The sequence below is a fragment of the Limosilactobacillus reuteri subsp. simiae genome (assembly GCF_020784875.1).
GTDB classification, from domain to species: Bacteria; Bacillota; Bacilli; order Lactobacillales; family Lactobacillaceae; genus Limosilactobacillus; species Limosilactobacillus reuteri_H.
Genome location: NZ_JAJGUI010000006.1, coordinates 1 through 12,491, shown reverse-complemented (window position 1 = coordinate 12,491; position 12,491 = coordinate 1). Strand labels below are relative to the sequence as shown.

General features: G+C 38.5%; 15 protein-coding genes and 7 tRNA genes. 19 read left to right on the top strand and 3 right to left on the bottom strand.

Annotated features, from left to right (window positions below; translation table 11 throughout):
• Positions 1–7: 7 nt before the first annotated feature.
• The 3 genes from LMC10_RS00495 to LMC10_RS00485 form a co-directional block, all read right to left on the bottom strand.
• Positions 8–166: a hypothetical protein gene (locus LMC10_RS00495; protein ID WP_003674018.1), complete on the bottom strand. Its 159-nt coding sequence runs from the start codon at positions 164–166 to the stop codon at positions 8–10.
• Positions 167–238: 72 nt separating this feature from the next.
• The gene (xerS, locus tag LMC10_RS00490) at positions 239–1,318 is read right to left on the bottom strand and encodes a tyrosine recombinase XerS (protein ID WP_229268620.1); all 1,080 of its coding nucleotides are present in this window, start codon (positions 1,316–1,318) and stop codon (positions 239–241) included.
• 67 nt (positions 1,319–1,385) lie between these two features.
• Positions 1,386–1,459: transfer RNA gene (locus LMC10_RS00485), tRNA-Pro, on the bottom strand.
• 306 nt (positions 1,460–1,765) lie between these two features.
• On the opposite strand from LMC10_RS00485, the gene fabZ (LMC10_RS00480) reads away from it, so the two are divergent.
• The 19 genes from fabZ (LMC10_RS00480) (at position 1,766) to LMC10_RS00390 (ending at position 12,443) form a co-directional block, all read left to right on the top strand.
• Positions 1,766–2,212 carry a 3-hydroxyacyl-ACP dehydratase FabZ gene (gene fabZ, locus LMC10_RS00480; RefSeq protein WP_003667749.1) on the top strand — a complete coding sequence of 149 codons (447 nt, stop codon included), beginning with the start codon at positions 1,766–1,768 and terminating at the stop codon, positions 2,210–2,212.
• Between the two features lie 86 nt (positions 2,213–2,298).
• Complete coding sequence (locus tag LMC10_RS00475; protein WP_003663667.1) at positions 2,299–2,745, top strand: MarR family winged helix-turn-helix transcriptional regulator; 447 nt, start codon at positions 2,299–2,301, stop codon at positions 2,743–2,745.
• 19 nt (positions 2,746–2,764) lie between these two features.
• On the top strand, positions 2,765–3,739 hold the full coding sequence (locus LMC10_RS00470; RefSeq protein ID WP_229268619.1) for a beta-ketoacyl-ACP synthase III: 975 nt from the start codon (positions 2,765–2,767) through the stop codon (positions 3,737–3,739).
• Positions 3,740–3,758: 19 nt separating this feature from the next.
• Positions 3,759–4,001 carry an acyl carrier protein gene (locus LMC10_RS00465; RefSeq protein WP_003674025.1) on the top strand — a complete coding sequence of 81 codons (243 nt, stop codon included), beginning with the start codon at positions 3,759–3,761 and terminating at the stop codon, positions 3,999–4,001.
• On the top strand, positions 4,001–4,951 hold the full coding sequence (locus LMC10_RS00460) for an ACP S-malonyltransferase (protein WP_229268618.1): 951 nt from the start codon (positions 4,001–4,003) through the stop codon (positions 4,949–4,951). Before LMC10_RS00465 ends, LMC10_RS00460 begins: the two co-directional genes overlap by 1 nt.
• On the top strand, positions 4,935–5,669 hold the full coding sequence (fabG, locus tag LMC10_RS00455) for a 3-oxoacyl-[acyl-carrier-protein] reductase (protein WP_229268617.1): 735 nt from the start codon (positions 4,935–4,937) through the stop codon (positions 5,667–5,669). The genes LMC10_RS00460 and fabG overlap by 17 nt, the downstream gene beginning before the upstream one ends.
• 10 nt (positions 5,670–5,679) lie before the next feature.
• Entirely contained in the window at positions 5,680–6,912 is a 1,233-nt protein-coding gene (gene fabF / locus LMC10_RS00450) for a beta-ketoacyl-ACP synthase II (RefSeq protein ID WP_229268616.1), read from the top strand.
• Between the two features lie 6 nt (positions 6,913–6,918).
• Positions 6,919–7,371, top strand: coding sequence for an acetyl-CoA carboxylase biotin carboxyl carrier protein (locus LMC10_RS00445; RefSeq protein WP_229268615.1), 453 nt, complete (start codon positions 6,919–6,921; stop codon positions 7,369–7,371).
• Positions 7,364–7,798, top strand: a complete 435-nt coding sequence (gene fabZ, locus LMC10_RS00440; RefSeq protein ID WP_229268614.1) for a 3-hydroxyacyl-ACP dehydratase FabZ — start codon at positions 7,364–7,366, stop codon at positions 7,796–7,798. Before LMC10_RS00445 ends, fabZ (LMC10_RS00440) begins: the two co-directional genes overlap by 8 nt.
• An 8-nt stretch (positions 7,799–7,806) precedes the next feature.
• Entirely contained in the window at positions 7,807–9,156 is a 1,350-nt protein-coding gene (gene accC, locus LMC10_RS00435) for an acetyl-CoA carboxylase biotin carboxylase subunit (protein ID WP_229268613.1), read from the top strand.
• A 17-nt stretch (positions 9,157–9,173) separates the two neighbouring features.
• Complete coding sequence (gene accD, locus LMC10_RS00430) at positions 9,174–10,022, top strand: acetyl-CoA carboxylase, carboxyltransferase subunit beta (RefSeq protein WP_229268612.1); 849 nt, start codon at positions 9,174–9,176, stop codon at positions 10,020–10,022.
• Complete coding sequence (gene accA / locus LMC10_RS00425; RefSeq protein ID WP_229268611.1) at positions 10,015–10,791, top strand: acetyl-CoA carboxylase carboxyltransferase subunit alpha; 777 nt, start codon at positions 10,015–10,017, stop codon at positions 10,789–10,791. Before accD ends, accA begins: the two co-directional genes overlap by 8 nt.
• 10 nt (positions 10,792–10,801) lie before the next feature.
• On the top strand, positions 10,802–11,566 hold the full coding sequence (gene fabI, locus LMC10_RS00420; RefSeq protein ID WP_229268610.1) for an enoyl-ACP reductase FabI: 765 nt from the start codon (positions 10,802–10,804) through the stop codon (positions 11,564–11,566).
• 202 nt (positions 11,567–11,768) lie between these two features.
• A tRNA-Glu gene (locus tag LMC10_RS00415) sits at positions 11,769–11,840 on the top strand.
• Positions 11,841–11,845: 5 nt separating this feature from the next.
• A tRNA-Gly gene (locus LMC10_RS00410) sits at positions 11,846–11,917 on the top strand.
• Positions 11,918–11,933: 16 nt separating this feature from the next.
• Positions 11,934–12,019: transfer RNA gene (locus tag LMC10_RS00405), tRNA-Leu, on the top strand.
• 6 nt (positions 12,020–12,025) lie between these two features.
• Positions 12,026–12,099 (top strand) — tRNA-Pro (locus LMC10_RS00400).
• A 184-nt stretch (positions 12,100–12,283) separates the two neighbouring features.
• Positions 12,284–12,354: transfer RNA gene (locus LMC10_RS00395), tRNA-Gly, on the top strand.
• A 17-nt stretch (positions 12,355–12,371) separates the two neighbouring features.
• Positions 12,372–12,443, top strand: a tRNA-Glu gene (locus LMC10_RS00390).
• Positions 12,444–12,491 lie beyond the last annotated feature (48 nt).

The window sequence follows — 12,491 nt, the reverse complement described above, 5'->3', positions numbered from 1 at the left end:
TAATCCTTTAATGCAATTGTTGTAAAACCTTGCGACAGTAATAACAGTGGATTTGCCCATCTTTGTCAGCTAACTTCCGTGCATGCATTGCAGAAAAAGTATAGTGCTCATGACAAAATGGACAAACATATTGCTTTTTCCCAAATAGTGAGGTAATAAAGCCCAAAATTTTCTCCTCCATAAAAAATTTATACACCGCTTAACATTATAGCGAAGATTATCTTTATAGAAAAGGGTTTTATTCATTTGTTTTTTTATATGAAGTTTCACTAATTTCTTTAAGAGCATCACGCTGCTGTTTCTGGTCAACGTGAGTATATAAATCGGTAGCAGATGTTCCTTTTTGTCCCAACTGTTGGGCCACTAATACTTGATCTTTCGTTACCTCATACATTTCAGAAGCAAGGGTGTGCCGTAATTTATGGGGAGTAAGGGGATGTCCAAATGCGGTTGAATACTTTTTGACCATTTTTTCAATTGCATTAGCTGTCATCCGTCGAGTTTGCTTGTGATAAATGGTTAGGAAGAAAGCAGTATCTTTTTTTAAAGCGTGGTATCGTTGCGCACGAATCGCTTGGTAAGTTTGGATATAAGTAATAGCCCAAGGTGCAATTGGTACAGAATCCCTCTGGCCACCTTTTCTTGTTACATCTAGCAGCGATTGTTTTAAGTTTAAATCACCAAGGTTTACATTTGCCGCCTCGGATACCCGGACGCCTGTTCCTAAAATAAGAGCAATAATTGCAATATCTCGTTCCTTATTGACTTTATAAGAGGGGAGAGCTCTTTTGTCACATTTATTAGGGTATTCTTTTTCAATGAAAGTAATAAAATCAAACTTCATTTGTCCCCGGTACATGTGTGAAGCCAGTGTATGGGCCCGATAATTTAATGTTTTTGTATCATTAAGGGAGTCAATTTTCAGCATTACATTACGGTCAAAATAAGATTCACCATTATTGTTATCTGCGGTAACTGTTAAAAATTTATACAATGACCTTAATGCATTAATAGAGCGATTGATTGAGGTAGGAGAATTTAACCGTCCTTGTGCATTGGTAGTATGTTGCAAATAATCGATATACAACATTACATCACTACGCCGTAAATTAGCCAGTGTATCAATTGGTAAGTCCTTATTAGAGTTAACAGAGACGAGTCCACTTGACCGTAACCAATCAAAGAATCGGCGGATTTCAGTTAAGTACTGATAGGTTGTTGTAACTGCATGGTTGGTCCCTAAATAATACTCGTTAACATAATCAGGAAGGCTCTGAAGCTCCTCTTGAATTAGCTTTAAATATTTATCTGCTTCCATTTTTATATCCTCCTTGATACTAAAAAGAGTCGCTTGAAAGAAAACTTTCAACGACTCTCTAAACCTATCGGGAAAACAGGATTCGAACCTGCGACCCCCTGGTCCCAAACCAGGTGCTCTACCAAGCTGAGCTATTTCCCGTTAATAACGAACAAATATTATTCTACCAATTCTCAATTAATTAGTAAAGGAATATTTTAATTTAAAGTGATTAATAGTTAATGATTAAATGACATAATAGTAAAATTCTTATTAATTACAAAAAAATCATGATTAACCGAAATTCTTTTCTAACATCTAATGAAGATGATAAATAATTTTATTTTCGACTAGTTATAAAAGATACCTTTCCAAAAAATAATTTGACATTCAAAATACTTTTGAATATAATTTGATCATCGAATATTTTGATACTCGAAATATTTTTTTGGAGGCAGGTGAATCTTTTTGGCAATAATGAATGCGCAGGAGATTATGGAATTAATTCCTAATCGATATCCGATTTGCTATATCGATTATGTAGATGAATTAGTTCCTGAAGAAAAGATTACCGCAACAAAAAATGTCACAATTAACGAATCATTTTTTCGCGGTCATTTTCCTAATAATCCTGTTATGCCTGGAGTTTTAATTATCGAAACATTGGCCCAAGCTGCTTCAATTTTGATATTAAAATCACCGCATTTTTATAAGAAAACAGCTTATCTTGGCGCAATTCATAAAGCGAGGTTTCGACAAATGGTCCGTCCTGGTGATGTATTAAAACTAAATGTTGTTATGAAAAAAGTTCGATCATCAATGGGAATTGTGGAAACACAAGCGCTCGTGAACGACAAAATAGCTTGTAATGCAGAGCTTGTCTTTATCGTTGCTGAACGAGAAGAAAAGATTTAGCACGGTGAATCATTATCATTTATAATATATTTTGATAATCAAATTATTCGGGGTTATAGAATAAAATTGAAGGGAAGAAATATATTATGAGTAAAGATAATGATTACGAAAAAATTAATAAAGGATTAATCAAAGTTTATTCCGGAATTCTATGGATTGAAGAAAATGAATTGCGGAAAAGTACATTCAATGATTTAACAATTAAAGAGATGCATGCAATTGATGCAATTACGATGTATAACCATCAAACAATTTCTCAAGTAGCAGAAAAGCTTCATCTAACTCCAGGAACAATGACTTCAATGGCTGATCGTTTAATTCGAAAAGGATATGTGGAAAGAATTCGTGATAAAGATGATCGCCGCATTGTTCGATTACGTTTAACAAAAAGAGGCCGGGTACTATATCGCGCGCACCGGGCCTTTCATAACATGATGGTTGAACGTTTTCTTAAAGGAATGAATGATGAAGAAATGAAGGTTGTTAAAAAAGCCTTGCAAAACTTAGAAGATTTTGTGGATGAGCATGCTTAGAGATAAGGATTGACAAATATTGCAAAATTTAAGAATTACTAGTACTGCGAGTTATCATCCACCCCTTAAAATTACTAACCAGCAATTATCAACTATTATGAATACTTCAGATGAGTGGATTAAGACGCGGACTGGAATTCATCAACGTTATATCAGCAACACTGAAAATACTTCAGACTTGGCTGTCAATGTTGGTACCCAGTTATTGACTAATGCCAATATAAAGGCAACGGAACTTGATTTAATTATTATTGCAACGATGTCTCCTGATGCCTATACTCCTTCAACTGCTGCTATTGTTCAAGGAAGATTAGGTGCGAAAAATGCAATTGCGTTTGATATCTCAGCAGCTTGTACTGGTTTTATCTATGCCATGAATACAGCTGAATTAATGTTGAAAAGCTCTCATTGGAAAAATGCAATGGTAATTGGTGCAGAAGTATTATCAAAACTGATTGACTGGAAAGATCGAAGTACTGCCGTATTGTTCGGCGATGGGGCTGGCGGAGTGTTACTTCAAAAGTCAACTACGGCAACTCCTTTAATCCTCGGCCGTGATCTTCATACATTTGGTGAGTTGGGAGATAAAATTATTGCCGGAAAAACAACGCCTAAAGCTGACTTCCCTAAGCAACTAACATCCCTTTCACCTTTTGCAATGGCCGGCCGTGATGTATATCGTTTTGCCACTCATGAAGTGCCACGATCAATCACTTCTGCCGTTCAACAAGCTAATTTAAAATTAGACGATATCGATTATTTTTTATTACATCAAGCAAATAAACGGATAATTACCCAAATTGCAAAGAGACTGGCACAACCAATTACAAAGTTTCCAATGAATATTAGTGAATATGGGAATACAGCTGCCGCTAGTGAACCAATTTTATTGACTCAAGCGGTTGCTCACGGATTGATTAAACCAGGTAACATTATTGCAATGAGTGGTTTTGGCGGCGGTTTAAGTACAGGAACAATAATTTTAAATTATTAATAGAGAAAGAAGAATGAATATGACTAAAGAAGAAATTTTTGATACTGTAAAAACTATTACTGTTGATGAATTAGATGTTGACGAAGATCGTGTAACAATGAACGCGCGAATTAAAGATGATCTAGATGCTGACAGTCTTGATGTTTTCGAAATTATGAATGAACTTGAAGATAAGTTTGAGATTGAGTTAGATGCCGATGAAGGAATAGAGACTATTAGCGATGTTGTTGATTTCGTAAAGAAACAATTGGATGAAAAATAATGTACTACGGAATATTATTTAGCGGTCAAGGTGCACAGCGATCGGGAATGGGAGTCGAGCTTATGGCCGACTCCCTTTTTTCAAGGATTGTTAGTCAGGCAAGTGCTGTTTGTGAACTTGATTTGCTCAAAATTATGAAAAACGAGCATAACGAGTTGAATAAAACAGCATATGTTCAGCCAGCAATTGTAACAGTTAGTTATGGAATCTACCAAATGTTAAAACGGGATTTACCTCAACTACCAATTAAGGGGATGATCGGCCTATCTTTAGGCGAGTACGCTGCCTTAATTGCTAGTAATTCACTTTCGTTTGAAGAAGGAATCAAACTAGTCACGGACCGTGCTCGCTTTATGCAACAAGACGCGGATAGGGAAATAAGTACATTAGCAGCTGTCCTTGACCCTCAACTTCAAGAGATAAAAGAACTAATCACTGCTCAACAAGAAAATGGTCAGCGGGTTTATATCGCCAACTATAATTCCTCACGACAAATCGTAGTGGGCGGGGCATTAACCGCTTTAAAGGCTACCCTTAAAAAGATTGAAGAAGACAAGCTTGCTAAAAGAACGATCCTGCTCAAAGTTAATGGTGCATTTCATACTCCCTTCTTTAACGGTGCACGTCAACAGATGCATAACCGGTTACAAACAGTCGACTTCCATGAGCCACAGATTGAAGTTATTAGCAATACTACTAACAGCTTGTTTCATTGTGAGGATCTTCCAGGAATTCTTGAAAAACAATTAGCTGTTCCAACACACTTTGGAGCTAATGTTAAGGAATTAGTCAAGCACGCGAAAATTGACACAACATTAGAAATAGGTCCTGGAAAGACGTTATCTCGCTTCGCTCACCAGGTTGACCAGCAGTTAAATACCCAACACATTGAAAATCTTGCTGATTATGAAAAATTTATAAAGGAGCAAAAAGATGGAACTGACAGATAAAGTCGTTTTTATAAGCGGAAGCACACGCGGAATTGGAGCAGCTACTGCATTAGAGTTTGCTAAGGCTGGTAGTCGGCTAATTCTCAATGGGCGCCAAGATAACTTACCAAAAGCGCTTAAAGAAAAGCTAGATCCACTAGGGACAGAATATCACTATCTTAAGGGCGATATTGCAAATGAAGAATCAGTTAGTGAATTAGCAGCCGCGGCTTGGCAAATATACGATAAGGTCGACATTCTTATCAATAATGCTGGAATCACGAATGATAAGTTAATGATGGGAATGAAAGCAAGCGATTTTGACCAGGTCATCAATGTTAATTTACGCGGAACATTTATGTTAACACAACCTATTTTTAAGAAGATGCTCAAAAAAAGAGCCGGTTGCATTATTAACCTTGCTAGTATTGTGGGTCTCCATGGCAATACGGGACAAGCTAATTATGCGGCAAGCAAGGCAGGTATAATCGGCCTTACTAAATCTATTGCCCAAGAAGGAGCACGCCGCGGAATTCGTTGCAATGCGATTGCTCCCGGAATGATTTCTAGTGATATGACTGAAAAATTATCTGAGCGAGTAAAAGAACAAATTCTCAGTCGCATCCCCCTCAACCGCTTAGGGCAGCCAGAAGAAGTTGCTAAGACCGCAAAATTTTTAGCAGAAAATGATTATTTGACCGGTCAAACCATTGTAGTTGACGGTGGGATGACAATTTAGGAGGAACTAAATGAGAAGAGTTGTAATAACAGGAATGGGTGCTGTTACTCCTAATGGTAATGGTATTCAAGAATTTATAAGTAATAGTTTTGCAGGCAAAGTTGGAATTAAAGCGATCAAGAAATTTGATGCCAAGCCGACAGGAATTACCGTCGCAGGTGAAATTGACGATTTTGACCCTAATGATGTCATCGGGAAAAAAGCCGCGCGTCGAATGGATCTTTATTCTCAATATGCCTTACAAAGTGCTATTGAAGCAATGGAAATGGCAGAGATTAATGAAACAAATACTAAGCCAGTCGACATGGGTGTTATTTATGGATCTGGAATTGGCGGTTTGACAACTATTCAAGAGCAAATTATCAAAATGCATGATAAGGGTCCTAGACGGGTATCACCAATGTTTGTTCCAATGTCAATTGCTAACATGGCAGCCGGTAATATTTCCATTCACTTTAATGCGCAAAATATTTGTACATCGATTGTGACTGCTTGCGCCACTGGAACTAATGCAATTGGAGAAGCCTTTCGTCAAGTTAAAGAAGGACGCGCCAAAGTAATGATTGCCGGTGGATCAGAGGCTTCGGTGAATGAAATCGGGATTGCTGGTTTTGCGGCATTAACAGCATTATCACAAGCAACTGATCCGCTTAAAGCTTCTTTGCCATTTGATAAGGCACGTCAAGGATTTGTTTTGGGTGAAGGCGGTGCAACACTTGTTTTAGAGGATCTTGAGCATGCGCAAAAACGCGGTGCTAACATTCTTGGTGAGATTGTCGGTTATGGTGCTACCTCGGACGCTTACCATATTACATCCCCTGATCCAACTGGTGCAGGGGCGGCAAGAGCAATGGAAATGGCAATTAAAGAAGCTGGAATTAGTCCTAGCGAAATTTCCTATATTAATGCCCACGGAACCGCTACTCATGCTAATGATGAAGGCGAATCTAAAGCAATCAATCAGATATTTGGTTCTGATAGCAATGTTCGCGTTAGTTCAACGAAGGGAATGACCGGACATTTGCTTGGGGCTGCGGGCGCAATTGAGGCAGTCTTAACAGTAGCCGCTTTGCAAAAGGGACAATTACCGTTGAATATAGGTTGTTTTAATCAAGATCCGAAGTGCTCAGTTAACCTTGTGACGGCAGAAAATAGGAACGCATCAAACGCCCGTTACGCAATAAGCAATTCTTTTGGTTTTGGTGGGCATAATGCTGTTTTAGCCTTTAAGAAATGGGAGTGATCTATCTTGGAATTTAAAGAAATTCAAACATTAATGCAAAATTTTGAAGATTCTGATATTCGTGAATTAGAAATAAATCAAGCTTCCTTTCAACTCTATTTAAGCAAAAATAAGCAAACTCACAAGCATGAAGATACTATAACAACCGAAAAAACAGAGCAAACGACTTCAGTTAAGAAAAAAGCAAACGAACAACCAACTTTACCTTCGCAAAATATAACTGCGCCCCTAGTCGGAACTGTCTATCTCCAACCAACCCCCGATGCAGATCCCTATGTTAGAAGTGGCGACCATGTAAAAAAGGGGGATGTTGTTTGTGTGATTGAAGCAATGAAAATGATGACAGAGATAAAAAGTCCTTTTAACGGAATCATTACTTCAATTTGTGTAAGCAATGAAGAATTAGTTGAAGTAGAACAACCGCTTTTCTCAGTTCAGGAGGATAAAAATAATGACTAATAAAATTTTAGATATAACTGAAATTCAAAAAATCCTTCCGCATCGTTACCCAATGTTACTAATTGACCAAGTTGATGAATTAATTCCTGGTAAGAAGGCCATTGCACGGCGTAATGTCACAATTAATGAAGAGGTTTTTAATGGTCATTTCCCCGAAAATCCAGTTTTACCAGGAGCATTGATTGTTGAATCATTGGCGCAAACAGGTGCCGTCGCTCTCTTATCTCAAGAAGAGTTCCAAGGGAAAACAGCCTATTTTGGTGGAATTCGGTCAGCAGAATTTCGTAAGGTAGTGCGTCCGGGTGATACGTTAAGGTTAGAAGTCAGCCTAGAAAAAGTTCACAAAAATATTGGAATTGGTAAGGGAATTGCAACAGTCGATGGTAAAAAAGCCTGTACAGCCGAATTAACTTTTATGATTGGGTAGGTGGTTTAATGTTTTCCAAAGTACTAGTGGCTAATCGTGGTGAAATTGCTGTCAGGATAATACGGTCATTACGGGAGCTAGGAATTAAGACAGTAGCTATCTATTCAACTGCAGACCGCGAAAGTCTTCATGTTCAACTAGCGGATGAAGCTGTATGTGTTGGAACCGCCCGTGCCCAAGATTCATATTTGAATGCGAAAAACATTTTGGAAGCTGCTCTTGGTACAGGTGCCCAGGCGATCCACCCCGGCTTTGGCTTTCTATCAGAAAATGCTGAATTTGCGACAATGTGTGAAGAATGCGGAATTACTTTTATCGGTCCCCAAGCCTCAGTTATTGACTTAATGGGAAATAAGGAGCACGCACGGGAACAAATGAAAAAATCAGGGGTGCCTGTGATTCCTGGAAGCGATGACTATATTACCAATGTTAATGACGCTGTTGATGTTGCAAACAAGATTGGGTATCCAATTTTGTTAAAAGCAGCTGCTGGTGGTGGCGGTAAAGGGATCCGACGAATTAACGATCATAACCAGATGCGGCAAATATTTAGCGAGGCCCAAAACGAAGCCCGTCTTTCGTTTAATGATGACCGAATGTATCTTGAAAAGATTATGGAGAATGTTAAACATATTGAGGTTCAAGTATTTCGTGATAATTTTGGCAATGCCGTTTTCTTTCCTGAACGTGACTGCTCGATTCAACGGAATAAACAAAAATTGATTGAAGAAAGTCCTTGTGTCCTAGTAAATGAACAAGAGCGAAAAAAGCTAGGGCAAATTGCAATGCGAGCCATTAATGCGATTAACTACCATAATACGGGGACAATAGAATTTCTAATGGACAAGGACCATCACTTTTACTTTATGGAAATGAACACTCGTATTCAAGTTGAACATACAGTGACGGAGATGGTAACCGGGATTGATTTAGTGAAGGCACAGGTTATTGTCGCTGCAAATGAACCACTTCCCTTTACCCAACAGGATATTCAAGTTCATGGACACGCGATTGAGTGTCGGATAAATGCCGAAAATCCTAAGCAAAACTTTATGCCAGTGACTGGGACGATTAATTACTTGTATCTTCCAGTCGGTAATTTGGGGATGCGAATTGATACTGCTATTTATCCTGGCAGTAAGATCACTCCTTATTATGATTCAATGATCGCTAAGGTAATTGCCCTTGGTCAAGATCGCCAAGAAGCCATTGAAAAAATCAAACGACTTTTAAATGAAATGGTAATTACGGGCGTAACAACCAATCAGAATTTCCATTTAGCAATCCTAAATAATTCTAAATTTCTGGCAGGAACAGCTTCAACAACGTTTCTTGAAGACTCCTTCTTGCCACAATAGAAAAAGGAGCTGACAGCGTGAAATTATATGATCAAAATAATACTTTAAGTGAAAGGCACATCAAAGCAGATAAAAATGCTGATGAAAGGGTCCCGGATCAAATGTGGCTGAAATGTCCACATTGTCATCAATTACTATTTGCTAAGCAACTAACCCCATATGCTGTTTGTCCTAACTGTGACTACGGATTGCGAATACCTGCCCGTCATCGACTTTCATGGTTAGTGGATTCGTTTAAGGAATTCGATAAGGATCTCCAAACAAAGAATCCGTTACAATTTCCTAGATATCAAGAAAAAATCAGCAAACTTCAAAGACAAACTCAACTGAATGATTCAGTCCTAACTGGTGAAGCTTCAATTAATAATCAGCTATTTTCACTAGGCATTATGGATCCAACATTTATTATGGGATCCCTCGGAACTGTTACAGGTGAAAAGATAACGCGCTTATTTGAATATGCAACTACCCATCGTCAAGCAGTAGTACTATTCACTGCTTCAGGCGGGGCACGGATGCAAGAAGGAATTATGTCGCTAATGCAGATGGCTAAGATTTCACAAGCAATAAATGAGCATGCTGCTGCCGGCCTTTTATACATTGTGGTCTTAACCGATCCAACAACTGGTGGAGTAACAGCTAGTTTTGCAATGGATGGAGATATTATTCTTGCTGAGCCCCATGCACTTGTTGGCTTTGCAGGCCGTCGAGTTATTGAACAGACGATTCATCAGCAAATTCCTGTTGATCTTCAATCAGCTGAAAACATCCTGAATCATGGGTTTATTGATCGAATTGTAAAACGTCAAGATGAAAAACAGCTGCTTGAATGGCTATTAAAAACAGGGAGCGTTGCTAATGAATGAACAATTATCAGCAAGCGAGATTGTTAAACGTGCTCGCAGTGCCAATAAAATTACGGGGATGGAGATTATTCAAAATGTTTTCCCAGATTTTGTTGAGTTACATGGCGACCGGGCAGGCGGGGATGATCCTGCAATCATCGGTGGAATTGCTACTTTCCATCAGCAAACAGTTACCGTCATTACCACTGATCGAGGAAAAACAACAGAAGAGAAAATCATAAAGCATTTTGGCTCACCAATGCCTAGTGGTTATCGCAAGGCGCTCCGTTTAATTAAGCAAGCAGCTAAATTTAAGCGACCTGTATTCTGTTTTGTTAATACCGCAGGAGCATTTCCTAGCAAGGAAGCCGAAGAAAAAGGGCAAGGAAGTGCGATTGCCCAAAACATTTTACAAATAAGTCAGCTTGCTATTCCAATTATCACGATTATTTATGGTGAAGGAGGTAGTGGGGGAGCTTTAGCATTAGCATGTGGAGATGAAGTATGGATGTTAGAAAATAGTACTTATTCTATATTATCTCCTGAAGGGTTTGCCTCCATTATGTGGAAAGATAGTACGAAGGCAGATAAAGCGGCAGAATTAATGCAAATGGTGCCGCAAGCTTTATTAAAACAAGGGATTATCGAAGGAATTATTCCAGAAAGCGAAGAGCATCGTAAAACTTGCAAAAATATCGAGCAGGTTTTACTAAACCGATTAAACAAACTGCAAGAATTACCGCCAAATCAACTTCTAGCAAATAGAAAAAAACGTTATCGAAAGTTTTAAGGAGGATAATATGGGAAATATATTAACAGGAAAAAAGATCGTTGTTATGGGAGTAGCTAATAAGCGTTCTATTGCATGGGGATGTGCACAAATGATGGCTGAACAAGGTGCCCAAATTATCTATACTTATCAGAATTCCAGAATGAAAAAAAGCCTACAACGGTTAGTAGATGATGAAGATCAATTAATTGAATGTGATGTAGCGGATGACGAAAGTATTGAACAAGCCTTTACAACTATCAAGGAACGTTTTACAAAAGTAGATGGGATCGTACATGCAATTGCTTTTGCCAAAAAAGAAGAATTAGCTGGCTCAATTCTTGGTGCTAGTCGCAAAGGTTATGCAATCGCGCAAGATATTTCGTCTTATTCCCTTATTGCTGTCGCTAAGATTGCTAATCAGTTAAATCTATTAAATACTCCTGCAAGTATTGTTACCTTAACCTATTTTGGCTCTGAACGTGCTATTCCTAACTATAATGTAATGGGAATTGCTAAAGCTGCCCTTGAAGCTAGTGTTCGCTATTTAGCACGGGATTTAGGACAAAAACGAATCCGTGTTAATGCAATCTCTGCTGGAGCGGTTAAGACATTAGCAGTTACAGGTATTAAAGGTCATGATGAACTTTTAAAGATGTCTCAAGCAAGAACTGTTGACGGAGAAGATGTGACTATTAGCGAAATTGGGAATGTGTGTGCATTCTTAATGAGCAATTTATCAACCGGAATCACTGGCGATACTATTTATGTTGATAAGGGGGTGCATTTGATTTAAAAATATAAATTTTAAAGACTGAGAAATGAAATTTTTTCAGTCTTTTTGCTGTCTTTTAGAAGGAAAACATAACAAAAGCAAGAACTTTTTAGAAAAAATCAAAAAAAGTTCTTGCTATTTTATAGATCAGTTGTTATTATTAATAACGTTGTGAAAGACGAGTTAACAATTTTGAGAAAAATTGTTTGATATATTTAAAAATGGCCCGTTAGTCAAGTGGTTAAGACACCAGCCTTTCACGCTGGTATCGTGGGTTCAAATCCCGCACGGGTCACTTTTGCGGAAGTAGTTCAGTGGTAGAACATCACCTTGCCATGGTGGGGGTCGCGGGTTCGAATCCCGTCTTCCGCTTAGTCAGTTCTATTATGCCGGGGTGGCGGAATTGGCAGACGCACAGGACTTAAAATCCTGCGGTTAGTGATAACCGTACCGGTTCGATCCCGGTCCTCGGCACTATTTCGGGAAATAGCTCAGCTTGGTAGAGCACCTGGTTTGGGACCAGGGGGTCGCAGGTTCGAATCCTGTTTTCCCGATCTGGCTAAACAGCTAAGAGCTAATCTTCTTAGCTGTTTTTTTATAGTCAAAATTTGATTTTTATTTTGTAACAAGCAGTACTAACGCAGCCATTAATTAGTTTTTTGAAATAAAATAAACTTTTTTAAAAAAAGTATTGCTTTTTATAGGATAACTTGATAATATAATATTCGTCGCTGATATGCGGGTATAGTTCAGTGGTAAAACCACAGCCTTCCAAGCTGTTGTCGCGAGTTCGATTCTCGTTACCCGCTTTTAATTAATTTAATATGGCCCGTTAGTCAAGTGGTTAAGACACCAGCCTTTCACGCTGGTATCGTGGGTTCAAATCCCGCACGGGTCACTTTTGGAGGATTAGCTCAGTTGGGAGAGCATCTGCCTTACAAGCAGG

What these genes read in the sequence shown, in the direction of transcription:
- xerS (WP_229268620.1), bottom strand. Translation starts at nt 1,318, where the DNA reads ATGGAAGCAGATAAATATTTAAAGCTAATTCAAGAGGAGCTTCAGAGC.
- LMC10_RS00475 (WP_003663667.1), top strand. Translation starts at nt 2,299, where the DNA reads ATGAGTAAAGATAATGATTACGAAAAAATTAATAAAGGATTAATCAAA.
- LMC10_RS00465 (WP_003674025.1), top strand. Translation starts at nt 3,759, where the DNA reads ATGACTAAAGAAGAAATTTTTGATACTGTAAAAACTATTACTGTTGAT.
- LMC10_RS00460 (WP_229268618.1), top strand. Translation starts at nt 4,001, where the DNA reads ATGTACTACGGAATATTATTTAGCGGTCAAGGTGCACAGCGATCGGGA.
- fabG (WP_229268617.1), top strand. Translation starts at nt 4,935, where the DNA reads ATGGAACTGACAGATAAAGTCGTTTTTATAAGCGGAAGCACACGCGGA.
- fabF (WP_229268616.1), top strand. Translation starts at nt 5,680, where the DNA reads ATGAGAAGAGTTGTAATAACAGGAATGGGTGCTGTTACTCCTAATGGT.
- fabZ (WP_229268614.1), top strand. Translation starts at nt 7,364, where the DNA reads ATGACTAATAAAATTTTAGATATAACTGAAATTCAAAAAATCCTTCCG.
- accC (WP_229268613.1), top strand. Translation starts at nt 7,807, where the DNA reads ATGTTTTCCAAAGTACTAGTGGCTAATCGTGGTGAAATTGCTGTCAGG.
- accA (WP_229268611.1), top strand. Translation starts at nt 10,015, where the DNA reads ATGAATGAACAATTATCAGCAAGCGAGATTGTTAAACGTGCTCGCAGT.
- fabI (WP_229268610.1), top strand. Translation starts at nt 10,802, where the DNA reads ATGGGAAATATATTAACAGGAAAAAAGATCGTTGTTATGGGAGTAGCT.